Here is a 24,509-nt window from a genome sequence, read left to right as displayed (position 1 = left end):
ACGCTCAGCACATGAGCGGGCCATGGCCCTGCCAGTCGACCGCGAGGATCGCGGCGGGGAGGAGCACGGCGCCGTGCAGCGCGGCGATGCCGGCGACGTCCGCCGGGCGGGCCTGGTCGACCCACGGCCAGAGCAGGACGGCGCCGGCGACGAGCAGGGCCGGCCACACGGGCAGCGTGAGCACGGAGGCGGCGACGACCACCGCGGCGACGGGAAGCGCGAGCGCGGCGGCGATCGGCGCGAAGGCGGCGACGGCCACCGGCGTGACGCGGCGGCCTGACAGCCGCGCGAGGAGCGCCCGTGTGCCGACCGCGACGAGGAGGCCGGCGACGACGAACGTCGCGGCGTGCCCGACGAGGCGGTTCGCGCCCACGCCGGCGGCCAGGCCGGCGGCCACGGCGACGACCGCGGTGGCGACGCGGACCCGCCAGGCGGCCGGATCCTCGGTCTGCCGAAGCGCCTCGACGAGGACGGCAAGCGCGGTCGCGGCGGCGAACGCCGCGACCCACGGCAGGCCCGCGGTGTAGCGGTCGATGAGGGCCGGATCCGTCTCGCCCTCACCGCAGCCCCACGAGGGCGGCGCGTCGCGCAGCACCACGAACACGAGGAGCAGCGCGAGCGGACCGGCCGCCAGGAGGAGGGACGTGAACCGCAAGCGCAGCGTCACCTGCGCACCATGACGCGCGCGTGAGTTACGGCCGCCGGATCTTCACCGAACGTCCACGCGCGGGCGGGCGCGGGCGCGCGGTGCGACCGGCGGGTAGGGTGCGCCGCATGCGCCTCCCTGTCCCTGTCGCGCTCGCCGCCATCGCCCTCGCCGCCGGAGCCGCCGGGTGCGGCGACGACGTCGACCCGATCAGCGGCTCCGACGCGCCCGCCGTGACCGCTCCCGGGACGACGATCCCGTACGAGGCGGGTGGTGGGGACGGCTCGGGTGGGGACGGGCGTGCGGTCGAGGAGGCGCGCGGCGGCATCGCCGCCGGGCCCGACGCCGGGACGCGCTAGCGCGGGAAAGCGGACGTCCATCGCCGCGCGGAGGTCCGCTGCGCTGAGCGCGCCGACGACGGGGTCGGCGCGGTAGGCGGTGCCGCCGTCGGCGGTCGGCCCCGGCTGGAGGTTCGGGATCCACGCCGCGGACTCGGCGAGCGCGAGGTGGTCGGCCGAGCTCCAGCTCCACACCACCGCGCCGGCCGGCGTGATCTCCTCGATGTGCCCGTCGAGCACGCGCGCGTCGGCGGGCTTGCCCCACGGCGACAGGTCGACGTTGTCGCGCGGGACGTAGCTCAGCACGACGGCGCCTCCGCGGGCCCGAGCGAGGTCGTCACCGGCGGCGGGAGCGCGAGGGCGAAGGCGGCCACGAGGGCCACCAGGGCGGGCAGGGCGGCGCGCAGCCGCGGCACGGCGTTCACCCCGGACCTGCGCACGATCCGCGGACGGGCGGCAAGGCGCTGTCGCCCCGCCGCGCGCCGCGGACGTGCGTGACGGCTAGCGCAGGAAGCCGCGGATCTGCGACTTGAACACCGCGTACGCCGGGCGCGGCGTGCCGTCGGGGTTCGTCAGGCCGGCGTCGAACCGCGCGCCGCGCTCGGCGCCGGTCCAGTTGTAGACGTAGAGGCGCTTGACGTCCCGGCGCAGGGAGCCCTTCACCGTCGAGAACAGGTACTTCAGGCGCGACGCGGCGCGCGACTGGTTGTAGGGGAACGAGCGCCCGAAGTTCACGACGCCGCCGGTCTCGGTCAGCCAGAACTGCGTCCGGACGCGATCGCGCTTCTTGACCTCGCGGATGATCGACCGCGTGCCGCTCGTGCGGCGGCGGTTGACGTCGGAGTAGTTGTGGATGCCGACGATCTTCGCGTAGCGCGCGTACGAGCCGAGCGCCTTGTAGAAGCGGCGGACGTAGCTCTCGGCCCCGTCCTGGTCGAGGATGTCGAGCGCGACGATGGTGCAGCCCTTGCACGCGCGGCGGACGATCTTGAACTCGTCGGCGGCGCGCTTGGGCGACCGGTACGTCGCCTGCGAGTCGTGGTTGGCCTCGTTGCGGGCACCCCACTCCTTCACGCCCTTGGCGCGGTAGCGCTTGATGAGCTTCGTGACGCGCGACCGGTACGTGCTGAGGTTCGGCAGCTTCGCCTTCTTGCGCACCAGGTTGTCGCTCGAGATGTGCATCAGCACCGACACGCCGCGGCGACGCGCGGACGCGACGTAGTGGTCGGCGGCGGCAAGGTCACCCGGCTTGGTGATCGCGTCCCAGCGGATGAAGTACCGGACGCGCTTGACCTTCAGCGCCTGGAAGTTGGGTTGATCGAACATCCCGGCCTGCTGATCGCCGATGCCGACGCGGACGTTCGTCTTCGCGCTCGCGCCCGCGGGGAGGGCCAGGATCGCCGCCAAAGCGGCGATGACGAGCAGGATCGTGCTCTTCTTCATCAAATTCATCTCCTGTGGCAACCGGCCGCTGCACGCGGTGCTGCGGTCGGCGGTCAGGTGACTGACATCATGTGCGCCGTGGACAGGCAGCTCGAACTGACGCTCGGACCCCAGTACGTCGTGGAGGTCGAGGATCGGCTGGCCGCGAGCCTGGCGCGTCGCGGCGGGACGAGCTACGCGTCGCCACCGCAGTCCGAGCGCGACGCGCGGCGGTTGGCCGCGCTGCTGCTCGACTTCGCGGACGAGCCGGAGGGCGAGGGCCCCTGGCGGCGTCCGCTGGCGGGCGGCCACCGCGAGGTCCGGCTGGTCCGCGCCGCACCCGACTGATCGGCAGCCGGGGCGGCGGGTCAGGGCGCGTTGGGCGCCGGGTCCTCGTTGCCGCGCTCTGCGGGTGGCGGCGTCCCTTCCCCCTGGTACTCGACGTCCGTGTCGAGCTCGCCCGCATCGGGCGTGAGCATCTCGGGGTCGTCAGGCGGGTTCGCGGCCTGCGCGTCGCCCAGCGAGGCCTCGCCGTGGCCGACGCGGTCCGCGCCGCGGTCGTGGTGGGTCATGCGGGCGGGGCTACCCGCGCGGCCTCCCGGTACACCTCGACGAACCGCAGGTAGGCGCGTGCGATGTGGTCCGCCGCCTCCTCCCCGCTGATCTTCCCCGCGAGCCGGTCGCGCAGCGCGTCGCGCCAGATCGAGCGGCCGATCGCGAAGCCGACGAACCCGTCGACGCCGGCCGCGGTGCGCAGCCAGTGGTCGACGCGCTCCTGTCCGGCGCCGGCGCCGAGGATGGTGAGGCCGACGTCGTCCCGGCCCTCGCCGGTGCGGGCCTGCTCGACGATCGCGCGCGCGTCGCTCACCGCGTCGATGCCCTCGAGCTTCCAGATGTCGGGCTCGACGTCGGCCTCCTGCAGCTCGGCGATCGCACGGGTGATGAGGTCGGGCCGCTGCTGGAGCTCGAACCGCACGGTGTCGCCGCCGGCCGCCGCGAGCTGCGCCTCGGTCGGGGGGATGAGGAGCTCGAACAGGAACCGGCGGCCGGAGCGGCGCAGCCACTGCGACAGCTCGCGCAGGCGCTCGGCCTGGACGAGGTTGCCGGCCCGATCGCCGTCGACGTTGTAGCGGACGAGCACCTTCGCGAAGTCGGGCTCGAACGCCTCGACGTGCTCGCGCCACGCGTCGCCGTACGCGAAGTCGAAGACCGCCTGGTCGGGCTTCTCGACCGGCATCGTCACGACGATCCCCGCGTCGAGCGCGCCGCGCGCGACGTCGGCGCCGTACAGCTCGTCGACGAGCACGCCGAGCTGCCCGGGCGTGACGCCGCCGATCTCCGCCGCGCGCTGGACGCCGCTGAAGATCAGCGACTTGCACGCGCGGATGACCGCCTCCTGCTCGGGCGTGGGCTCGCCCTCGACGTCGAGCACCGAGCGCGCGAAGACGCCGCGGTGGTCGAAGGCCAGGAAGAAGACGGGATGGGTGTGACCGAGGGGCATGGGGCGGGTCCTTGGGGTCAGTGCTCGACGAAGTAGGTGCCGGTGCCCTGGCCGTCTGAGAAGAAGCGGCTGGTCACGGTCTTCTTGCGGGTGAAGAACTCGACGGCGTCCGGGCCGTGCGCGTGCAGGTCGCCCAGGAACGAGTCCTTCCAGCCCGAGAACGGGAAGAACGCCACCGGCGCGGCGACGCCGATGTTCACGCCGACCATGCCGGCCTCGACGTCGTGCTGGTAGCGGCGGACGGCCGCGCCGGACTCGGTGAAGATCGACGTCCCGTTGCCGAACCGGCTCGCGTTGACGATCGCGATCGCGTCGTCGAGCGTGTCCGCGCGGACGATCGCGAGGACCGGCCCGAAGACCTCCTCCTGCGCGATCTCCATGTCCGGGGTGACGTCGGTGAGGATCGTCGGGCCGAGGAACGCGCCCTCACCCGTCGCGGCCGCGCGGCCGTCGACGGCGACCGTCGCGCCCGCGGCCTCGGCGCGGTCGATCCACGCCGCGATGCGGTCGCGCGCCGCGCACGAGACGACCGGGCCGACGTCCGTGCCCTCGTCGGCGCCGTCGCCGACGGCCAGCGCGCGGGTCGCCTCGACCAGCGGCCCGACCAGGCGCTCGTGCGCGTCGCCCACCGTGACGACGACCGACCCCGCCATGCACCGCTGGCCGGCGGCGCCGAAGCCCGAAGCGACGAGCCCCGCGACGGTCTTGTCGATGACCGCGTCCGGCATGACGACCATGTGGTTCTTCGCGCCGCCGAGCGCCTGGACGCGCTTGCCGCTCTTGGCCGCGCGCTCGTACACGAGCTTGGCGACCGGCGCCGACCCGACGAACGAGATCGCGTCGATGCCCGGGTGGTCGAGCAGCGACTCGACGACCTCGCGGCCGCCGTTGACGAGGTTGACCACGCCGGGCGGCAGGTCGAGCCCGTCGAGGATCTCGAACACGAGCTCCTGCGTCATGGGCACCTGCTCGGACGGCTTGAGCACGAACGTGTTGCCGCACCCGATCGCGAAGGGCAGGAACCAGAACGGCACCATCATCGGGAAGTTGAACGGCGCGATCGCCGCGCAGACGCCGACCGGCTGGCGGATCGTCGCGGCGTCGATGCCGCGCGAGACGTCCTCCAGGATGCGGCCCTGCATCGTGGTCGGGATCGCGCACGCGGCCTCGACCATCTCGATGGCGCGGCCGACCTCGGCGCGCGCGTCGCCGATCGTCTTGCCCATCTCGCGGGTGACCGAGCGGGCGAGATCCTCGCGGCGCGCCGACAGCGCCTCGCGCAGGGCGAACAGCCGCCGCGCGCGCTCGATCACGTTGACGTCGCGCCAGGCCGGCAGCGCCGCGCGGGCCGCGGCGACGGCGGCGTCCACGTCGGCCGCGCCGGACAGCGGGACCTGGGCGATCACCGCGCCGGTCGCGGGGTTCTCGACGGCGAGGCGCCCGGCGGCGGTCGCCGGGGTCCAGGCGCCGCCGACGTAGTTGTCGAGCGTGCGGGCGGGGGCGGTCGCGGTCACGGCCGGGGGTGCTCCTTCGGGATCGGGAGGTCGGTGGTGGCGCCCTCCGCGCGGGTCCACGCGAGCGCCGGGTCGTCGGTGAACGCCCACGCGCGGCTCGGGCCGGCCATGACGTTCAGGTAGTGGAGCGCGACGCCGGGCGGCGCCGCGACCGCGTGGTAGCCGCGCGGCACGAGCACCACGTCGCGGTCCTGCACCGCGACCGTCTCGTCGAGCGAGCGGTCGTCGGTGTAGACCCGCTGCAGCCCGAACCCGTCGGGCGGCGTGACGCGGTGGTAGTAGGTCTCCTCGAGGTACGACTCCTCGGGGAGCACGTCGCGGTCGTGCTTGTGCGGCGGGTAGCTCGACCAGTGGCCCGACGGCGTGACGACCTCGGTCACCAGCAGTCGCTCGGCGGCCTGGCCGCCCATCAGCACGTCGTGGACGATCCGCTCGTGCACGTCGTAGCCGCGGCGGGCGACCTTGACGCCGTCGCGCGGGAGCACGCGGGCCTCGGCGCCCTTCTCGGCCGGCGCGAAGCACAGGCCGACCTCGGCGGGGCGCTGCCCGCAGCCGGTGACGACGAGCTCGCCGCCGGGCGGCAGGTACGCCGCCTCGGGCGGGCCGTCGAAGACGTCGTCGCGGCCGCCGAGCGCGCGCCAGTCGCCGTGGGGCGAGCGGACGTCGACGCGGCCCGACAGCACGACGACGCAGCACTCGCGGCCGGCCAGGTCGCGCGCGGCGGCCTGGCCGGGACGGAGCGCGAGCGCCTCGAACCCGACGTACCGCCAGCCCGCGGACTCCGGGGTGACGGTGACGATCGTGCCGTCGGCGGCGACGTCGCCGCTGGGACGGACGAGGATCTCGCTCACGCCTGGCCTCCCAGGTACGCCCGCTGACGCCGGCGGTCGGTCTCGTACGTGGCGCGCGCGTCGCGCACGGACTGGCGCTCGGACTCCTCGGCGACCGGCACGTCCCACCAGCTCTCGTACGACGGGACGCCCGCGTAGCGGTCGACCTCGACGTGGATCGCGACCGGCCCGCCTCCGCCGGCGGTCGTCGCCGTCGCGTCGGCGAGGGCCGCGGTCAGCTCCTCGTGCGTGCGCACGCGCGCGACCGGGATGCCGAAGCTCGCGACGTTGGCGGCGAGGTCGACCGGGAGCGCGGTGGCGGGCGCGGCGAGCGCGTCGCCGCCCGGCCCGTCGAGGACGTCCGCGGCGCCGGTGCCGTCCGCCCGGTGGTGGGTGCCGAACCCGTCGGCGCCGACCGACCGCGACAGCGACCCGATCGACGCGTAGCCGTGGTTCTCGACGACGACGAGGACGATCGGGATGCGCTCGGCGACCGCGGTCGCCAGCTCGCCCGGCTGCATGAGGTACGAGCCGTCGCCGACGAGCACGAACACGGGCCGCTCGGGCGCGGCGAGCTTGACGCCCATCCCGCCCGGGATCTCGTAGCCCATGCACGAGTAGCCGTACTCGACGTGGTAGCTCTTGCCCTGCGGGTCGCGGGCGCGCCACAGCTTGTGCAGGTCGCCCGGCATCGAGCCCGCCGCCTGGACGACGACGCCGGTCTCGCCCGCCGCGTCGTTGACGGCGCCGATGACCGTCGCCTGGCGCAGGGGCGTGGCGGCGTCCGGGGCGACGAGGCGCGCGACCTCGACGGCCCACTGCGCCTGCTCGTCCGCCGCCCGGGCGACCCACGCCGCCGGCGCGCGGTGCCCAGCGAGCGCGTTCGACAGCGCCTCGAGCGCCACGCGCGCGTCGGCCAGCAGCTGGACGCCGCTGTGCTTCGCCGCGTCCATCGCGCAGACGTTGACGTTGACGAACCGCACGTCCGGGTCCTGGAACGCGGACTTCGACGCGGTCGTGAAGTCGCTCCACCGCGTGCCGATGCCGATCACGACGTCGGCCTCGCGGGCGAGCCGGTTGGCCGCCGCGGTGCCCGTCGCGCCGATCGCGCCGAGCGCGCCGGGGTGGTCGGAGGTGAGCGCGCCGCGGCCCGCGTGCGTCTCGCCGACCGGGATGCCGGTCTGCTCCACGAAGGCGCGCAGCGCGTCCGTCGCATGCGCGTAGATCACCCCGCCGCCGGCCACGATCAGCGGGCGCTCGGCGCCGCGGATCAGTTCCACCGCGCGCGCGAGGCCCTCGGGCGCGGGCGGCTGACGCTGGACGAGCCACGTCCGCTCGGCCAGGAAGGCCGGGTCCCAGTCGAACGCCTCGGCCTGCACGTCCTGCGGCAGGGCGAGCGTCACCGCGCCGGTCTCGGCCGGGTCGGTGAGGACGCGCATCGCCTCCAGCGCCGCCGACACGAGCTGCTCGGGCCGCTCGATCCGGTCGAAGTAGCGCGACACCGGGCGCAGCGCGTCGTTGACCGACACCGTCCCGTCGCCGACCGCCTCGAGCTGCTGCAGGACCGGGTGCGGCGCGCGCGTGGCGAACGTGTCGCCGGGCAGCAGCAGCACGGGCAGGCGGTTGATCGTCGCCAGCGCCGCGCCGGTCACGAGGTTCGTCGCGCCCGGGCCGATCGAGGTCGTCACCGCGTACGCGCCGAGCCGGTCGCGCTGGCGCGCGTACCCGGCCGCGACGTGCACGAGCGCCTGCTCGTTGCGCCCGGACACGTAGGGGAAGGCGTCGCGGGTGGCGAGCAGCGCCTCGCCCAGGCCGGCGACGTTGCCGTGGCCGAAGATGCCCAGGCAGCCCGCGAAGAACCGCTCGCGGACGCCGTCGCGCTCGACGTGCTGGTTGGCGAGGAAGCGGACGAGCGCCTGCGCGACCGTCAGCCGGACCGTGCCGCCGCTCATGCCGTCACCTCCACGCCCGCGAGGGCGCCGAGCTGCTCCGGCGTCGGCATCGCGTCGGCGCAGGCGAGCTGGCCGGCGACGTACGCGCCCGCGGCGTTGGCGAGCCGCACCGCGCGGTCCGGGGACCAGCCGGCGAGCAGGCCGTGGCACAGCGCGCCGCCGAACGCGTCGCCCGCGCCCAGCCCGTTGACCACGTCGACCGGGACCGGCTCGACGTCCCACCGGCCGTCTTCCGTCGCCACGAGCACGCCCTCAGGGCCGCGCTTGACGATCGCCACCTTGACGCCCAGCGCCAGCAGCGCGCTCGCCGCCTCCTCGGGGTCGCGCGTGCCGACGGCCACCTCGACCTCCTCGCGGTTGCCCACCGCGACGGTCGCGTAGCGCAGCGCCGCGCGGGCCCAGCGGCCGGCCTCGTCCGCGTCGGCCCAGAACATCGGCCGGTGGTCGAGGTCGTGGATCGTGATCCCCTCGGGGTTCGCCGTCTGCCGGTGCGCGAGCGCCAGCAGCGTCGCGGCGCGGCTCGGCTCCTCGGACAGGCCGGTGCCGGTCGTCCAGAGGATGCGCGCGTCCTCGATCGCGTCGAGCGGCAGCTCGTCGGAGCGCAGCTGCAGGTCGGGCGCGCTCGGCTCGCGGTAGAAGAGGAGCGGGAAGTGGTCCGGCGGGTGCAGCTCGCAGAACGTGATCGGCGTGCGCAGCTCCGGGTCGGTGCCGACGTAGCGCGGGTCGACGCCGAAGCCGGCCAGCGCCGCGCGGACGTAGCCGCCGAACGCGTCGTCGCCGACCTTGGTGATGACCGCGCTGCGCCGCCCGAGACGCGCCGCGGCGACCGCGACGTTCGTCGGGCTGCCGCCGAGCGACTTGGCGAACGTCGCCACGTCGGCGAGCCCGACACCCGACTGCTGCGGGTACAGGTCGACGCCGACGCGGCCCATCGTGAGGAGGTCGAACGCGGGCTCGGTCATGCCGCCGCCCCCGCGGCCGGGTCCAGCTCGGCGACGGCGACCGGGCGCCGCTCCTGCAGCGAGCGCTGCGCGGCGAGCCCCGCGACGAGCGCGGCGCGCGCGTCGGCCACGCCCGCGGGCGGCGCCGTCGCGGTGCGGACCGCGACGACGAACGCGTCCCACTGCGCCGCGTAGCTCGGCACGTACCGCTCCAGGAAGAAGAACGGCAGCGGCGCGGTCACCGTGCCGGTGGCGGTCCGGACGAGGCCGGTGTGCGTGTGCGGGTCCTCGGACGCCGCCATCCCGCGCGAGCCGTGGACCTCGACGCGCTGGTCGTAGCCGTACGTCGCGCGGCGGCTGTTGTCGATCGCGGTCAGGCAGCCGCTGGCGTGCTCGAGCGTCACGACCGCGGTGTCGACGTCGTCGACCTCCGGCAGCACGAGCCGCTTGCCGTGCGCGGACACCGACACGACCTCGCTGCCCGCGATGAAGCGCGCCATGTCGAAGTCGTGGACGGTCATGTCGAGGAACAGCCCCCCGGAGCCGGGGATGTAGTCGAGCGGCGGCGGCTCGGGGTCGCGGCTGGTGATGCGGACCAGCTCGGGCTCGCCGACCGTCCCGCTGTCGACGGCCGCGCGGACGGCGGCGTGCGACGGGTCGAAGCGGCGGTTGAAGCCGATGTGGAACGGCACGCCCGCGGCCGCGACGGCGGCCTCCACGCGGTCGACCGCGGCGAGGTCGAGCGACACCGGCTTCTCGCAGAAGATCGGCTTGCCCGCGGCGGCAGCGGCGAGGATCAGGTCGACGTGCGTGTCGGTGCTCGTGCAGATCGCGATCGCGTCGACGCCCGGCCGCGTGAGCAGCTCCTCGGCCGACGCGGCGAGCGGGACGCCGAGCTCGTCGGCCGCCGTCTGGGCGGCGTCGGCGCGCGGGTCGTAGACCGCGGCGACGTGCGCGCCGGCGACGCGACGCTGGAGGAGGTCGGCGTGCAGGCGCCCGATGCGGCCGAGGCCGAGGACCCCGATGCCCAGCGAGGCGCTCACGGCGTCACCCCCAACGTCGCGAGGAAGTCGAGGCTCGCCTCGGCGTCGCGGTACGGGCCCTCGCCCGGCGCGGGCTCGGCGCCCGTGATCGCGCAGTCCTGCTCGAGCACGAGCCAGCCGTCGTAGCCCTGCTCCTGCAGCAGCCCGACGACCTCGCCGATGTGCGCGTCGCCCTGGCCGAGCGGGCGGAAGAGGCCCTGCTGGACGGCGGCCATCAGCGTCAGCTCGCCGGCGTTCAGGCGCCCGGCGATCTCCAGGTCGACGTCCTTGAGGTGGACGTGGCCGACACGGTCGCCGTGGTTGCGCAGGAAGTCCCGGGCGTCGTAGCCGCCGAGGCCGAGGTGGCCCGGGTCGAGGCACCACGCCACGTCGGTCGACGTCGCGAGCCGCTCGATGTCGTCGGCCTGCTCGATCAGCGTCCCCTGGTGCGGGTGGATCACGGTCGTCAGCCCGAGGCCCGCGGTCAGCTCCGCGACCGCCTCGGTGTGGGCTGCGACGCGCCGCCAGCCGGCCGGGTCGAGCTCCGGCACGGACCAGCCCTCGCCGACGATCGCCAGCACGAACGTGTCGGCGCCGGCCGCGGCCATCGCCTCGGCGATCGGGCGCGCCTGCTCCAGCGCCGGCGCCACCGACGCCTCGTGCAGCACGAGCGGCACGAAGCCGCCCAGCAGCCGCAGCCCGTGCGGCTCCAGCGCGGCGCGGATGCCGGCCGGATCCAGCGGCAGGTAGTCGTCGACGGGGCCGAGCTCGGTCGCGCGCAGCCCGAGCTGCGCCATCTCGCCGAACACGCGCTCCGGCGGCAGCATCGCGCCCCAGCCGGGGACCTCGCAGACGCCCCACGAGATCGGGGCGCCCGCCAGGCCGCCAGTCGTGTGGTCTCTCTCCATCAACGCCTTCCTTCGCACCGTTCCGAACAGATTCGCACATCATGATGTCCGAAGTTGCTGTATTGTCCAGCCCGCCGCTGCGGACGGAGGCCACGAACGGCCGATGCCGCCGGGGGAGACGCTGGTGAACAGAACCGAACACCTGGAACGGAAGGCGTGACGGCGCTGATGGCTGCGCCCGAGGGTCCTGCCGCGCCCGGCGCGCGCCGGACGCGGATCCTCCGTGCGGTCCGGACGGGGCCGGTGCACGTCGCCGACCTGGCCCGCGACCTGGGCGTCTCCGAGATGACCGTGCGCCGCGACCTGCGCCTGCTGGCGCGGGACGGCAAGCTCGAGCGCGTCCACGGCGGGGCGCTCGACACGACGCGCGAGCGCGCGTTCGACGAGGTCGCGGTCGACCGGCTCGCGGCCAAGGACCGCATCGGCGCCGCCGCGGCGGCGCTCGTCGAGGACGGCCAGACCGTGATGCTCGACATCGGCACCACGACGCTCCAGGTCGCCCGCCACCTGCGCGGGCGCCGGGTGACCGTCATCACCACCAACCTGGCGGTCTACGAGGAGCTCCTCGGCGACGAGGACATCGAGATCGTCCTCGCGGGCGGGCTCGTGCGCCGCAACTACCGCTCCTTCGTCGGCGTCCTCGCCGAGGACGCGCTGCGTCAGCTCCGCGCGGACGTCGCGTTCCTCGGCACCAGCGCCGTCGATCCGGCCCTCGCGTTGTGGGACACCACCATGATCGAGGTGCCGATCAAGCGGGCGATGCTCGCGTCCGCGCGGCGGACGGTGCTGGTGGCGGACGCCGCCAAGTTCTCCATGACCGGGGTGGTCCGCGTGTGCGGCCTCCCGGAGCTCGATCAGCTGATCACCGACGCGGCCACCCCGGCGTCGCGGCGGGCGGACATCGAAGACGCCGGGGTCGAGGTGACCATCGCATGAAGCTGGCAATCGTCGGCGGGGGCGGCTTCAGGGTGCCGCTCGTCTACACGGCGCTCCTGTCGTCGGGCCCGAAGCTCGGGCTCGAGGAGGTCGTGCTGCACGACGTGGAGCAGGAGCGGCTCGACCGCATCGGACCTGTGCTCGACGGCCTTGCGCAGGAGCACGGTGAGCGCCTCCCGTTCCGCACCACGACCGACCTCGGCGACGCCGTCGAGGGCGCGGACTTCGTGTTCTGCGCGATCCGCGTCGGCCAGCTCGAGGGCCGCGTGGTCGACGAGCAGGTCCCGCTCGGCCTCGGCGTGCTGGGCCAGGAGACCACGGGGCCGGGCGGCATCTGCTTCGCGCTCCGCACGATCCCCGTCATGACGCAGCTGGCCGAGGTCGTCCGCGACCGCGCGCCGGGCGCCTGGCTCATCAACTTCACGAACCCGGCCGGCATGGTGACCGAGGCCGTCCAGCAGGTCATGGGCGACCGCGCGGTCGGCATCTGCGACTCGCCGGCGGGCCTCTACCGCCGCGTGGCCCGCGCGCTCGACCGCGACGCCAAGGACCTGTGGTTCGAGTACTTCGGCCTCAACCACCTCGGCTGGCTGCAGGGGGTCCGCGACAGCGAGGGCGACCTGATGGGCGAGCTGCTCGCCAGCGACGAGCGCCTCGGCACGTTCGAGGAGGGCCGGCTGTTCGGCGGTGAATGGCTGCGCGCCATCGGGATGGTGCCGAACGAGTACCTCTACTACTTCTACTACGGTGCCGACACCGTCAACGCGATCCGCGAGAGCCCCACGTCCCGGGGCGCCTTCCTGCTCGAGCAGCAGCGCGCGTTCTACGCGGAGGGCAAGCAGGCGCCGGACGTCGCGCTCGAGCGCTGGCGCGCGACGCGCCACGACCGCGAGCGCACGTACATGGCCGAGGCCCGCCAGGCCGCCGGCGTGCAGTGCGAGCACGAGCTCGACGAGAACGCCGGCTACGAGAGCGAGGCCATGGCCGTGCTCGAGGCGATCGCGTTGAACAGCCGCCAGGTCCTCACGCTCAACACGGCCAACCGCTCCGCGCTCTCGTTCCTCGACGAGAAGGCCGTGGTCGAGGTGCCGTGCATCGTCGGCCGCTCGGGCCCGGTCCCGATCGCCGTCGGCGAGGTCCCCGCGCACGCGCGCGCGCTCGTGGAGACGATGAAGGACGTCGAGCGCACGACGATCGAGGCCGCGACGACGCGGTCGAAGGACCTGGCGATCCGCGCGCTCGCGCTGCATCCGCTGGTCCCGTCGGTCACCACCGCGCGCGAGATCTTCGAGGGCTACGCGGAGCGGCTGCCGCAGCTCCGGGAGGCGTTCGGAGCGTGAGCGTCGACGTCGCGCTGGGCGGCGCGGCGTACCTCGACCTGACCTTCGTCGGGCTCGAGGCGGTGCCCGAGCCCGGCGCGGAGCGGTTCGCGGAGGACCTCCTGCGCACCCCTGGCGGGAGCGCCACGGTCGCCATCGGCGCGGCCCGTCTCGGGCTGCGCGCGGCGATGGCGTTCCCCCTCGGGCGCGACGCCGACGGCGCGTTCCTCCGCGAGGTGCTCGACGCCGAGGGCGTCCGCTACCCGTCGCGCACGATCGAGCGCACCGCGGTGACCGCGGTGATGCCGGTCGGCGGCGAGCGCGCGATGGCCTCCTACCTTCCCGCGGGCGACGTGCGCGCCACCGACCTGGCCGAGCACGCGCCGGCGTCGGTGGTGCTCGCGATCACCGACCTGGCGCTCGCCCCCGCCGGCGCGACGGTCTACGCGACCGCCGGCGACGAGGACGCGCGCACGTTCGCCGGGAAGCCGCCCGCCGCACTCGACGGCGCGCGGGCGCTGCTCGTCAACGCGCGCGAGGCGCGCGTCCTCGCCGGGGTCGACGACACCGAGGCGGCCGCGCAGGCGCTCGCCGCGCACGTCGGCACCGTCGTCGTCACGCTCGGCCCCGACGGCGCGCTCGCCGTCGAGGACGGCCGGCTCGTGCGCGTCCCCGGGGTCCGGGTCGACGCGGTCGACACGACCGGCGCCGGCGACCTCTTCGCCGCGGCCTACCTGTGGGCCGACCTGGGCGGCGCTCCTCTGGAGGAGCGGCTGACCTGGGCGGTCCTCTACGCCGCGCTCTCCGTTCGCGTCCGCACCGCTGCCGCGGGCGCACACACCGCCGCCGCGCTCATCCAGGCCGGCGTCGATCGAGGCCTGGTTCGCCCGGCCTGGCACACGACACAGCAGCACCACCAGGAGGAGGAGTCCAGGTGAGATTCCCAAGCAGGATCGGCACCGCCATCGCCGTCGGGGTCATGGCGCTCGCGATCGGCTGCGGCCCCGGCGACGACGAGGACTCGAGCGCCGAGCCCGCCGCGCAGGCGACCGCCAAGCCGGACATCAGCAAGGCCGGCGACGTCACGCTCACCGTGTGGGACCAGGAGGTCCGCGGCGGGCAGGCGAAGCAGATCAAGGAGCTCAACAAGCAGTTCGAGGCCAAGTACCCGAACGTCAAGATCGAGCGTGTCGCGAAGTCCTTCGAGGACCTCAACACGACCCTGAAGCTCGCCGTCTCCGGCCCCAAGGCGCCGGACGTCGTGCAGGCCAACCAGGGCCTCGGCGTCATGGGCCAGCTCGTCAAGGGCAAGCTCATCCGCCCGGTCGACGACTACGCGAAGGTCTACGGCTGGGAGGAGCGCTACCCCGAGCTGCTGACCAACCTCAACAAGTTCGAGGACGGCGGGGCGAAGTTCGGCTCCGGCAAGCTCTACGGCCTCTCCCAGGTCGGTGAGATCGTCGGCGTCTTCTACAACAAGAAGAAGGTGTCGAAGGTCCCGGAGACGCTCGAGGAGTTCGAGGCGCAGCTGCAGGAGGCCAAGGCCGAGGGCGACGTGCCGATCCAGTTCGGCAACCTCGACAAGTGGCCGGGCATCCACGAGTACGAGACCGTGCTCGGCACGCAGGCCGACAAGCAGGCCGTCCGCGACTTCGTCTTCCAGGCCGACGGCGCGTCGTTCGACACGCCCGAGTTCCAGGCCGCGGCGGAGAAGCTGCAGACCTGGGCGAAGGACGACATGTTCACGCCCGACTTCAACGGCGTCGGCTACGACCCCGCGTGGAAGCGCTTCGCGTCCGGCAAGGGCCGGTTCCTGATCGCGGGCACGTGGCTCGTCGCCGACCTGGCCGACCGCATGGGCGAGGACGTCGGCTTCTTCCTCCTGCCCGGCACCGAGGCCGGCGCCGACCCGGTAGCCCTGGGCGGCGAGGGCCTGCCGTTCACGATCACGTCGAAGTCGAAGAACCCGGACGTCGCTGCCGCGTACATCGACTTCCTCACCGACGAGAACGCGGCGCAGGTCCTGACGACGACGGACAACCTGCCGGCGATGAACCTGCCGACGCCGGAGCCCGAGGGCACCCTGCTCGGCGAGGTGTTCGCCGCGTGGAAGTCGCTGGGCGACGCGGACGGCCTGCTGCCGTACCTGGACTACACGACCACGACGTTCTACGACGACGTGTCCGCGGGCATCCAGGAGCTGCTGGCCGGAAAGCAGGACCCGCAGAAGTTCACGTCGGGCATGCAGTCCGCCGTCGCGTCCGCGAGCTCGGCGGGCTAGATGGCATCGCGCTCCATCGTCACGCCCTCCGCGGTCGCCCGTGCGATCCGCGGTGGGCGTGACGACGAGCGCCCACCGGGCGAGCCGCGCCGGATCGGGTACCTGTACCTGCTCCCGGCGCTGCTCGTCTTCGCGGCGTTCGTCCTCTTCCCGCTGGGACATGCGTTCTTCCTGTCGCTGTTCGAGTGGGACGGCGTCACGGCAGGCAAGTGGGTGGGGCTCGACAACTACGGCGACGTCCTCGCCGACGAGGGGCTCCGCGCGGCGTTCGGCCATGCGCTCGTCCTCGTCGTCTTCTACGCGGTCATCCCGGTCTGCATCGGGCTGATGCTGGCGGGGCTGATCGCGCGGACGCACATCCGCGGCCTGGCGCTCTTCCGCACCGTCCTGTTCCTGCCGCAGGTGGTGGCGCTCGTCGTCGTCGCCGTGATGTGGCGGATGATCTACGACCCCGGCGTGGGGCCGCTGAACGAGACGCTGCGCGCGGTCGGCCTCGACGGCCTGGCCAAGTCGTGGCTCGGCGACTTCGACCTCGCGCTGCCGTCGGTCGGCTTCATCGGCACGTGGGTGATGTTCGGCCTGACGATGGTGCTGCTCACCGCCGGCGTGCAGAAGATCCCGACCTCGCTCTACGACGCCGCGCGCGTCGACGGCGCCGGGCCCGTGCGCGAGTTCTTCGCGGTCACGCTGCCGGGGCTGCGCGGCGAGATCGCGGTCGCGTCGACGCTGACGACGATCCAGGCGCTGCGCAACTTCGACCTCGTCTACATCACGACGAAGGGCGGCCCGGGCGACGCGACGTCGGTCCCGGCCTTCCAGGTCTACCGGCGCGCGTTCGAGACCGGCCAGGTCGGCTCGGCCGCCGCGGTCGGCATCGTGATCGCCGCGCTGATCTTCGCGATCACCGTCGGCATCAACAAGCTCGGGGAGCGGGGGACCGCGTCGTGACCAGCCGCCGCGACCAGGCCCTCACCTACGCGGTGCTGGGCGTCTTCTCGCTCTTCGCGCTCCTGCCGATCGTCGGCATCGTCGTCACCGCGCTGCAGCGGCAGGGCACGTCGGCGAACTTCGGCACGCCCGACGGCCTGAGCTTCTCCAACTTCTCCCGCGCGTGGGAGCAGGCGAACTTCGGCGACTACCTGCAGTCGAGCCTGCTCGTCACGGTCGTGGTCGTCGTGGTCGCGATCGCGCTGTCGGTGCTCGCCGGCTACGCGTTCGGGCTGATGCGGTTCCGCGGCTCGGAGGTGCTCTTCTACCTCTTCCTGCTGGGCCTCGTGGTCCCGCAGGAGGCGACGATCGTGCCGCTCTACTACGACCTGCGCGACCTGCAGCTGACCGACACCTACTGGGCGCTCATCCTGCCCCAGCTCGGGACGTCGATCGCGTTCGGGACGTTCTGGATGCGGGCGTTCTTCCGCTCGGTCCCGCGCTCGCTCGTGGAGGCCGCGCGGATCGACGGCGCGTCCTCGTGGTTCGTGCTGTGGCGCGTGCTGCTGCCGCTCGCGCGCCCGGCCGTCCTGACGATGGCGGTGCTGCTGTCGATGTGGACCTGGAACGAGTTCCTGCTGGCGCTCGTGATGGTCAGCGACGAGGGCCTGCGCACGGCGCCGCTGGGCCTGAGCTTCTTCCTCGGCCGCAACCAGGCCGACCTCACGCTCCTGTCAGCCGGCGCGGTCATCGTCGCGCTGCCGATCGTCGTCCTCTACGTGTTCCTCCAGCGCCACTTCATCCGGGGCATGGTCTCCGGTGCCGTCAAGGGGTAGCTCGAAAATGGCTGCAGTCAGCTTCACCGGTGTCCACAAGCGCTTCGGCGGCGTGACCGCCGTGCGCGACCTGTCGCTCTCGATCGACGACGGCGAGTTCATGGTGCTCGTCGGGCCGTCCGGCTCGGGCAAGACGACCGCCCTGCGGATGCTCGCCGGGCTCGAGTCGATCACCGAGGGCGAGGTGCGGATCGGCGACCGGGTCGTCAACCGGATGGCGCCGCGCGAGCGCGACATCGCGATGGTCTTCCAGGACTACGCGCTGTACCCGCAGATGACGGTGTTCGACAACCTCGCGTTCGGCCTGCGGCGGCGCAAGACGCCGAAGGACGAGGTCACGACGCGGGTGGAGCGGGCCGCGGCCGCGCTCGACCTGACCAAGTACCTCGCGCGCAAGCCGGGCCAGCTCTCCGGCGGCCAGGCGCAGCGCGTGGCGCTGGGTCGCGCGCTGGTGCGCGATCCGCAGGTCTTCCTGATGGACGAGCCGCTGTCGAACCTCGACGCGAAGCTGCGGACGCAGACGCGCGGCGAGATCAAGCGGCTCCAGCAGGAGGTCCGCACGACGACGGTCTACGTCACGCACGACCAGGTCGAGGCGATGACGATGGGCGACCGGATCGCGGTGATGAACGAGGGCGTGCTCGTGCAGGTCGGGACGCCTGAGGAGCTCTACGAGCACCCGGCGAACGTGTTCGTCGGCGGGTTCATCGGGTCGCCGGCGATGAGCTTCTTCGACGCGTCGGTGGACGGTTCGCGCCTGGTCGCGGGCGAGATCGAGCTGGACCTCCCGGCGGATCTCTCGCTGCCGTCCTCCGTGACCGTCGGCGTGCGGCCGGAGTGCGCGCGGCCGTGGGACCCGGATGCCGGGCTGCTCGGGCCGGTGTCCGGGCGCGTGGCGTTCGTCGAGGCGCTCGGCCGCGAGACGTTCGTCGGCGTCGACGTGGGGAGCGCGCAGCTCGTCGTGCACTACGACGGGCGGGCGCGGATGCTGCCCGGGGACGAGCTGACGTTCGGCGTGCAGGCGTCGGCGCTGCGGTTCTTCGACGCCGAGACCGGCGACGCGCTGGCGCGGCCGGCCGCGGAGCGGGTCGCGTGAGCGCGGCCGAGGTCCTGCGCGGGGAGATCGCCGAGCAGCCCGCCGTCTGGCGCTCGCTCGCGGCGTCGCCCCCGGACGGGCTCGCGTCGCTCGGTGAGCTGCTCGCGGCGACGCCGCCGTCGCTGGTGCGGATCGCCGCCCACGGCACGTCCGACCACGCCGCCGCGTACGCGTCGTACGTGCTGCGGCTGCTGTGCGGGTGGACGGTGCTGCGCGACTCGATGGCGCTGCCGCTGTACTACGGCGCGCCGGCCGCGGCGCCGGGCGAGCTCGCGATCGGCATCTCGCAGAGCGGTGAGACGCCTGACGTGGTCGCCTGGCTGCGGCGGGCGCGCGAGGCCGGCGCGCGGACGGTCGCGGTGACGAACGGCGAGGGATCGTCGCTCGCGGAGGCCGCCGAGCACGTCGTGCTGGTCGGGGCCGGGGTCGAGCGGTCGATCGCGGCGACGAAGACGTACACCGCGACGGTGGCGTCGCTCGCGCTGCTGGGCGCCTTCGCGGCCGCCCGCGGCCCCTCGTTCGCCTCCGCCCTGCACGCCACGGCGGAGGCCGCGGAGGGCGCGCTCGACGGGCTCGCCGCCGCGGTGGAGCCCATCGCCGAGGCGTTCGCGGCGTTCGAGCGGATGTACGTCGTCGCCCGCGGCGTCGAGCTCGCGACGGCCGACGAGATCGCGCTGAAGCTGACCGAGGTCTGCTACCTCGGCGCGAAGGCGATGAGCGCCACCGCGATGGCCCACGGGCCGGTCGCGGCGCTCGACGCCCGGCTGCCCGTGTGGGCGGTCGCGGCCGACGACGCGGCGCTCCCCGCGGTGCAGGAGGCCGCTACCCGCGCCCGCGACGCCGGCGCCCCGCTCGTGGCCAGCGGCGCGGCCGCGCAGGCCCTCGGCGACGCGACCTTCCGCGTCCCGACCCCCGCGGCCCCCGACCCCCTCCTCGCCCCGCTCCTCTCGGTCCTCCCGGGCCAGCTCTTCGCGGTCTCCCTGGCGCTCGCCAAGGGCCTCGACCCCGGCGCCCCGCGCCACCTCCGCAAGGTCACCTCCGCCGCGTAGCGGCGCCCCGCAGCGGGCCGCCGGGCGTGGGCGTGCACCACGCCTGCCCGGCGTAGCCCCGCTGACCCTCCCAACGTGCCGGGCGCGGAACGAGGGGAGGGTTGAGCGCGTAGGACGCCGGTTTCCCTCCCGCCGTCGTGACGGCCGGGACGGTGGGAGCGTTGTGGGGGCTGCCACGCGCGTGTGTTCGGAGATGTGAGACGCAGGTTCCCGCTTGACACGGTGTTGACCGCGTCCTAGCGTGCCGGTCCTGTCCGGAACTGTTCGAAGGTGTTCGCGAGTGTTCGCGGGTCTTCGGGAGAGGGGAGTAGGCGTGAGACGGTTGGTTGTGGTGCTGGCGGCCGCGGTGGTCGCAGCGCTGTTGACGGCAGGGCCCGCGCAGGCGGCGCCCGCGACGCCGTACAAGGCCTCGAAGGCCGTGAAGATCAACGTGATGGGCGAGTGGGCCCATCCCGACGACGACACGAGCATCATCGGGCCGTGCGGTGTGTGGCATCACCGCTACGGCGTCAAGTGCGGGATCATCATGGTCACGCGCGGCGAGGGCGGCGGGAACGCCGTCGGCAGCGAGATCGGCCCGCAGCTCGGCCTGCGGCGCGAGAACGAGGACCGGGTCGCGCACTACCGGTCCGGGACGGTCGACATCTTCAACCTCGACCGGGTCGACTTCTTCTACAACACGAGCGCGCCGCTGACCCAGGACTTCTGGGGCCAGGACGAGACGCTGCGCCGCATCACGCGGATCATCCGCATGACGCAGCCCGACGTCTACGTCGGCTTCACGCCGTCGCTCAACGCCGGCCACGGCAACCACCAGCAGGCCGGCCGCTACATCTGGGAGGGCGTCAAGGCGGCGGCCGACCCGACGATGTTCCCCGAGCAGCTCACGGGCCCGAACGCCCTGAGCACGTGGCAGGTCAAGAAGGTCTTCTCCGGGGGCTCGACCACCGGCGCCGGCGGCACCACGCAGCGCGCGCACTGCACGACCGGGTTCACCCCCGCCGCTGACAACCTCAGCACGGTCGCCGGCGTGTGGACCGGCTACGAGTCGCCGTACACGTGGCCGCAGGGCAACGTCCAGGGCCAGCCCGCGGGCTCGAAGAAGACGTGGGCGCAGGTCGCCCTCGAGGGCACGCGCGCCTACCCGACGCAGAGCCGCGTCATGTACCAGGACGTGGCCCCGCGCGGTTGCTCGCGCTTCGGCCAGACCGACGCGTACGTCCCGTTCCAGCCGAACCTCAACGCGGACGGCACGCCGAACCAGGACGCCGGCGCGGACGACGCGATCCTCTACGGCGCGACGCTCCCCGACCCGGGCGGCCTGCCGCTCGGCACGCTGCAGTACGTCGAGCTCGACGACGGGTTCTTCCACGCGCCGGGCGCGCCGTTCGACGTGACGGTGAAGCTCAAGTCGGGTGTCGGCACGCTCAACAGCAACAACCGCGTGCAGCTCACGCTGCCTGCCGGCTGGACGGCGGACCAGACCACGAAGAACATCGGCGCGGTCGCCCCTGACAGCACGACGTCGGTCACGTTCACCGTCACGCCGGCCGCGAACGCGACGGTCAACACGAACTACCGCATCGCCGCGCGCTTCCTCACCGGCAGCGCCACCGGCTACAGCGACACGGTCGTCCGCGTCGTCTCGCCGGTCGAGGGCCGCTTCGAGCGCTGGGGCAAGTGGAAGGAGTACGACGACTGGCTCACGAACACGGCGCCGCGCGCGCTGAAGGTCGGCCTGTCGTCGGCGCTCAAGCCCATCCCGATGGGTGAGTCGGTGCAGGTCCCGGTCGACGTCAAGAACTGGTCGACGACCGCGCAGTCGGGGAACGTGACGCTCACGGTCCCCTCCGGCTACTCGGTCGACCAGGCGACGAAGCCGTACGGCCCGGTGGACCCGGGCGAGAGCACGAAGGTCACCTTCACCCTCACCAGCGACCACACGACGCTGCCCGCGAACCAATCGTCCAACGCGACGATCGAGACCACGTACAGCGGCGGCTCGGGCACCGAGACGCTCGGCCTGTCGCTGCTCCCGAAGACGAGCATCGCCGCGGAGAGCGCCGCGCCGACGCTGAACGCCCAGGAGGGCGCCGGCGAGTACACCGGCCCCGCGCTCGACCTCGGTCGCGTCTGGGAGGGCACCGCGTGTGACCCGAACGGCACCGACTGCGGCTCGACCGGCACGCCGGGCGACCCGACCAGCACCTACGCCAAGGTCGCCCGCCACGGCGACGACCTGTACTTCTTCATCCGCGTCCGGGACGACTTCCAGTCCTACGCGGTGAAGCCGTCGGAGTGCGTCGCGCACTGGCTCGCCGACTCGGTCGAGATCCTGATCGACCCGCGCGGCGACAGCGCCGAGAAGAACAAGGACACCGCGTCGACGTTCAAGCTCGGCGTCTTCCCGTTCACCAACGACCCGCAGAACACGAACGGCAACGGCGCCAACGGCCCGTGCTGGTCGCGTGACGCCGACAACCACCAGGGCTACTCGACCGGTCCGCTCAAGGACACGGTCGACAGCGCCCCGAACGCCCCCGGCGTGCAGGTCGCGTCGAGCGCGACGTGGGTCGGCTCCAACGAGACGACGGTCGGCCACGCGTACGCGGGTGGCGGCTACAACCTCGAGGTGAAGATCCCCATGTCGGTGCTGCCGGCGGCGGTCGACCCCGACCGCATGGGGCTCAACATCACCCCGTACGACAACGACGACAACTCGGGCGCGGGCGACACCCTGCGGCACATCGACCAGGGCCAGAGCCGGCTCGGGTGGTCGACGTTCGGCAGCGTCCAGTCCGACCCGTACCGGTGGGGGAAGGCCACGCTGCCGGGCTACACGCCGCCGGTGGGCCGCCCGACCACGGCGCCCCCGCCGAACGTGTCCAACCCGAACCTCAACGGCGTCCTCTCGCCGCAGACGATCGCGCAGTCCGCCTACGACGGGGTGCCGATCGCCGGGCGTGAGCCGGCTCCGGCGGGCAACCGGGTCACGGTCACGAAGTCGACGCTGACGGCGACCGGAGCCGAGCTCCAGCTCACCGCGAACGGCAGCGGCACCGCGCAGGTGTTCCTGTGGTCGGGCGTCGAGGGCTACATCCCGGTGTGGAACACGACGTGCTCGCCCAAGGACGACCCGCCGCCGAGCTACGGCCTGACGGCGTGCGCCCCGACCGACGGGACCGTCCCGGCGTGGGGGACCGACATGAGCGGCCGCGTCGTGGAGAAGCGCGAGGTCGCGGTCACGCCGGGCACCCACACGGTGACGATCCCGCTGACGCCGCAGCAGCGTGAGCGGCTCGCCCGCGACGGCTCGGCGCTCGTCGCGTACGAGACCGCGGGCGGCGCCGTGCAGGCGCTCGACCTGCCGCTCGCCCGTGTGGCGATCGCCGGCGACGCCCAGGACGACGCCGACGGCGGCGCCGCCCTGCTGACCGCGCGCGTCGAGGGCACCGACCCGTGGCCCGGCACGCCGACGGGCGAGGTGCGGTTCCAGGTCGACGGCCAGGACGTCGGCGGGCCGGTCGAGCTCCGCGCCGGCCGCGCCTCGCTCACGACCACCGCGGTGAGCGGGGTCGAGGGCAAGCGCGTCACGGCGGTCTACTCCGGCGACGGCGACTACCAGCCGCGCACGGTGACCGTGAGCGCGCCGGCCGAGCCCGGCCCGGCCGGGCCGCAGGGTCCCGCGGGGCCGCAGGGTCCGGGTGGCCCGGCGGGTCCGGCAGGCCCGACCGGTCCGACGGGGCCGCAGGGTCCGGCGGGCCGCCCGGGCAAGGACGCCGCGACGGTGCTCCTGCTCCGCTGCGAGCTGGTGTCGAAGTCGCGGGCCGTCCGCTGCACCAGCAGTGACAACGCGAAGGCGTCGAGCCGCAAGGCGTACCGCATGTCGGTGCGGCTGCAGGGCGCGCGCAAGTCCGTGTCGCGCAGCGGCAAGGGCACGCTCGCGGTGACGGTGCGGGCCGGCAAGCGCCTGAAGGCGTCCCAGAAGGTCGTCGTGACCGTCACGAGCGGCAAGACGACCAAGCGGATCACGCTCAAGGCCGATGACGGCCGCAAGAAGCTGACTCGGTAGGTCCCCTCCTCCCACACCGAGCAGACAGGCGGAGGACCCGATCTCCCCCCGGTCGGGTCCTCCGTCTTTGATACGAATGATCGAAGATGATCGAGCTCGTGCGCGCGGGCAGGATGCCCAGGTGAGCGCGAGGCCGCGGCACACCATCCCGGCCCAACGACGGCAGGAGATCCTCCGCGCGGTGCGGACCGGGTCGACGCACGTCGCCGACCTCGCACGCCGCTTCGGCGTCTCCGAGATGACCGTCCGGCGCGACCTGCGCGAGCTGGCCCGGGACGGCAAGCTCGAGCGCGTCCGCGGCGGCGCCGTCAACGCCTCCAGCGAGCGGCCGTTCGACGAGATCGCGGTGGAGCGCTTCGACGCCAAGGACCGCATCGGCGCCGCGGCCGCCGCGCTGGTCGAGGACGGCCAGACGGTGATGATCGACATCGGCACCACGACGTTGCAGGCGGCGCGCCACCTGCGCGGGCGGCCGATCACGGTCGTGACGACGAGCCTCGCGGTGTACGAGGAGCTGCGGGACGACGAGGCGATCGAGCTGATCCTCCCCGGCGGCGTCGTGCGGCGGAACTACCGCTCGCTCGTCGGGATGCTGGCGGAGGGCTCGCTGCGGCAGCTCAACGCGAACGTGCTCTTCCTCGGCACGAGCGCGGTCGACGCGCAGCTCGGGGTGTGGGACTCCACGATGGTCGAGGTCCCGATCAAGCGCGCGATGATCGAGTCGGCCGAGAGCGTCACGCTGCTCGCCGACGCCGACAAGCTCTCCATGGCCGGCTTCATCAAGGTCTGCGACGCCGACGCGATCGACCAGATCGTCACCGACGAGCCGCTGCCCGAGGCGTGCCGGCCCGCGGTCGACGACCACGCGATCGACGTCATCGTCGCGGGTAGCAGCACCGTGTAGCAGACTGCTACAGTC

Annotated in this window: 23 protein-coding genes; 12 read left to right on the top strand and 11 right to left on the bottom strand. The window is 73.6% G+C overall.

Annotation, left to right across the window (positions count from 1 at the left end):
* Window positions 1–4 precede the first annotated feature (4 nt).
* Complete coding sequence (locus AC1UE5_RS14030; RefSeq protein ID WP_482924430.1) at window positions 5–667, bottom strand: hypothetical protein; 663 nt, start codon at window positions 665–667, stop codon at window positions 5–7.
* A 107-nt stretch (window positions 668–774) separates the two neighbouring features.
* On the opposite strand from AC1UE5_RS14030, the gene AC1UE5_RS14025 reads away from it, so the two are divergent.
* Window positions 775–1,005: a hypothetical protein gene (locus tag AC1UE5_RS14025; RefSeq protein ID WP_482924428.1), complete on the top strand. Its 231-nt coding sequence runs from the start codon at window positions 775–777 to the stop codon at window positions 1,003–1,005.
* A 278-nt stretch (window positions 1,006–1,283) separates the two neighbouring features.
* On the opposite strand, the gene AC1UE5_RS14020 is transcribed toward AC1UE5_RS14025, so the two are convergent.
* Both AC1UE5_RS14020 and AC1UE5_RS14015 read right to left on the bottom strand, forming a co-directional pair.
* Window positions 1,284–1,409: a hypothetical protein gene (locus tag AC1UE5_RS14020; RefSeq protein ID WP_482924426.1), complete on the bottom strand. Its 126-nt coding sequence runs from the start codon at window positions 1,407–1,409 to the stop codon at window positions 1,284–1,286.
* Between the two features lie 76 nt (window positions 1,410–1,485).
* A complete protein-coding gene (locus tag AC1UE5_RS14015) occupies window positions 1,486–2,427 on the bottom strand; it encodes a hypothetical protein (protein ID WP_482924424.1) in 942 nt (313 codons plus the stop codon).
* Window positions 2,428–2,505: 78 nt separating this feature from the next.
* On the opposite strand from AC1UE5_RS14015, the gene AC1UE5_RS14010 reads away from it, so the two are divergent.
* Complete coding sequence (locus AC1UE5_RS14010) at window positions 2,506–2,754, top strand: hypothetical protein (RefSeq protein WP_482924422.1); 249 nt, start codon at window positions 2,506–2,508, stop codon at window positions 2,752–2,754.
* A 20-nt stretch (window positions 2,755–2,774) separates the two neighbouring features.
* On the opposite strand, the gene AC1UE5_RS14005 is transcribed toward AC1UE5_RS14010, so the two are convergent.
* The 8 genes from AC1UE5_RS14005 to AC1UE5_RS13970 are packed head-to-tail and all read right to left on the bottom strand — an operon-like array spanning window position 2,775 to window position 11,074.
* Window positions 2,775–2,978, bottom strand: a complete 204-nt coding sequence (locus AC1UE5_RS14005) for a hypothetical protein (RefSeq protein ID WP_482924420.1) — start codon at window positions 2,976–2,978, stop codon at window positions 2,775–2,777.
* Window positions 2,975–3,907, bottom strand: a complete 933-nt coding sequence (locus AC1UE5_RS14000) for a 2-deoxy-5-keto-D-gluconate 6-phosphate aldolase domain-containing protein (RefSeq protein WP_482924418.1) — start codon at window positions 3,905–3,907, stop codon at window positions 2,975–2,977. Before AC1UE5_RS14000 ends, AC1UE5_RS14005 begins: the two co-directional genes overlap by 4 nt.
* A gap of 17 nt (window positions 3,908–3,924) precedes the next feature.
* Entirely contained in the window at window positions 3,925–5,421 is a 1,497-nt protein-coding gene (locus AC1UE5_RS13995; protein ID WP_482924416.1) for a CoA-acylating methylmalonate-semialdehyde dehydrogenase, read from the bottom strand.
* Window positions 5,418–6,272, bottom strand: coding sequence for a 5-deoxy-glucuronate isomerase (iolB, locus tag AC1UE5_RS13990; protein ID WP_482924414.1), 855 nt, complete (start codon window positions 6,270–6,272; stop codon window positions 5,418–5,420). Before iolB ends, AC1UE5_RS13995 begins: the two co-directional genes overlap by 4 nt.
* Window positions 6,269–8,203, bottom strand: a complete 1,935-nt coding sequence (gene iolD, locus AC1UE5_RS13985; protein ID WP_482924412.1) for a 3D-(3,5/4)-trihydroxycyclohexane-1,2-dione acylhydrolase (decyclizing) — start codon at window positions 8,201–8,203, stop codon at window positions 6,269–6,271. Before iolD ends, iolB begins: the two co-directional genes overlap by 4 nt.
* Window positions 8,200–9,165 (bottom strand): 5-dehydro-2-deoxygluconokinase, encoded by a 966-nt coding sequence (gene iolC, locus AC1UE5_RS13980; protein WP_482924410.1) that lies wholly within the window; start codon window positions 9,163–9,165, stop codon window positions 8,200–8,202. The genes iolD and iolC overlap by 4 nt, the downstream gene beginning before the upstream one ends.
* Window positions 9,162–10,187, bottom strand: coding sequence for an inositol 2-dehydrogenase (gene iolG / locus AC1UE5_RS13975; RefSeq protein ID WP_482924408.1), 1,026 nt, complete (start codon window positions 10,185–10,187; stop codon window positions 9,162–9,164). The genes iolC and iolG overlap by 4 nt, the downstream gene beginning before the upstream one ends.
* Window positions 10,184–11,074: a sugar phosphate isomerase/epimerase family protein gene (locus tag AC1UE5_RS13970; RefSeq protein ID WP_482924405.1), complete on the bottom strand. Its 891-nt coding sequence runs from the start codon at window positions 11,072–11,074 to the stop codon at window positions 10,184–10,186. The genes iolG and AC1UE5_RS13970 overlap by 4 nt, the downstream gene beginning before the upstream one ends.
* A gap of 168 nt (window positions 11,075–11,242) precedes the next feature.
* On the opposite strand from AC1UE5_RS13970, the gene AC1UE5_RS13965 reads away from it, so the two are divergent.
* From AC1UE5_RS13965 to AC1UE5_RS13920, 10 genes are all read left to right on the top strand, one after another.
* The gene (locus AC1UE5_RS13965) at window positions 11,243–12,010 is read left to right on the top strand and encodes a DeoR/GlpR family DNA-binding transcription regulator (protein WP_482924403.1); all 768 of its coding nucleotides are present in this window, start codon (window positions 11,243–11,245) and stop codon (window positions 12,008–12,010) included.
* Window positions 12,007–13,350 carry a family 4 glycosyl hydrolase gene (locus tag AC1UE5_RS13960; protein ID WP_482924401.1) on the top strand — a complete coding sequence of 448 codons (1,344 nt, stop codon included), beginning with the start codon at window positions 12,007–12,009 and terminating at the stop codon, window positions 13,348–13,350. The genes AC1UE5_RS13965 and AC1UE5_RS13960 overlap by 4 nt, the downstream gene beginning before the upstream one ends.
* Complete coding sequence (locus AC1UE5_RS13955; protein WP_482924398.1) at window positions 13,347–14,267, top strand: carbohydrate kinase family protein; 921 nt, start codon at window positions 13,347–13,349, stop codon at window positions 14,265–14,267. Before AC1UE5_RS13960 ends, AC1UE5_RS13955 begins: the two co-directional genes overlap by 4 nt.
* On the top strand, window positions 14,264–15,610 hold the full coding sequence (locus tag AC1UE5_RS13950) for an extracellular solute-binding protein (protein ID WP_482924396.1): 1,347 nt from the start codon (window positions 14,264–14,266) through the stop codon (window positions 15,608–15,610). Before AC1UE5_RS13955 ends, AC1UE5_RS13950 begins: the two co-directional genes overlap by 4 nt.
* Window positions 15,611–16,558 carry a carbohydrate ABC transporter permease gene (locus tag AC1UE5_RS13945; RefSeq protein ID WP_482924394.1) on the top strand — a complete coding sequence of 316 codons (948 nt, stop codon included), beginning with the start codon at window positions 15,611–15,613 and terminating at the stop codon, window positions 16,556–16,558.
* Window positions 16,555–17,373, top strand: a complete 819-nt coding sequence (locus AC1UE5_RS13940; protein ID WP_482924392.1) for a carbohydrate ABC transporter permease — start codon at window positions 16,555–16,557, stop codon at window positions 17,371–17,373. The genes AC1UE5_RS13945 and AC1UE5_RS13940 overlap by 4 nt, the downstream gene beginning before the upstream one ends.
* A 7-nt stretch (window positions 17,374–17,380) precedes the next feature.
* Window positions 17,381–18,469, top strand: a complete 1,089-nt coding sequence (locus AC1UE5_RS13935; protein ID WP_482924390.1) for an ABC transporter ATP-binding protein — start codon at window positions 17,381–17,383, stop codon at window positions 18,467–18,469.
* Window positions 18,466–19,518 carry an SIS domain-containing protein gene (locus AC1UE5_RS13930; RefSeq protein WP_482924387.1) on the top strand — a complete coding sequence of 351 codons (1,053 nt, stop codon included), beginning with the start codon at window positions 18,466–18,468 and terminating at the stop codon, window positions 19,516–19,518. Before AC1UE5_RS13935 ends, AC1UE5_RS13930 begins: the two co-directional genes overlap by 4 nt.
* 313 nt (window positions 19,519–19,831) lie before the next feature.
* On the top strand, window positions 19,832–23,590 hold the full coding sequence (locus AC1UE5_RS13925; RefSeq protein ID WP_482924385.1) for a PIG-L family deacetylase: 3,759 nt from the start codon (window positions 19,832–19,834) through the stop codon (window positions 23,588–23,590).
* A gap of 121 nt (window positions 23,591–23,711) precedes the next feature.
* Window positions 23,712–24,494, top strand: a complete 783-nt coding sequence (locus AC1UE5_RS13920) for a DeoR/GlpR family DNA-binding transcription regulator (RefSeq protein ID WP_482924383.1) — start codon at window positions 23,712–23,714, stop codon at window positions 24,492–24,494.
* Window positions 24,495–24,509 lie beyond the last annotated feature (15 nt).

Source organism: Parviterribacter multiflagellatus (assembly GCF_056863265.1).
This window is presented reverse-complemented; position numbering and strand designations above follow the sequence as displayed.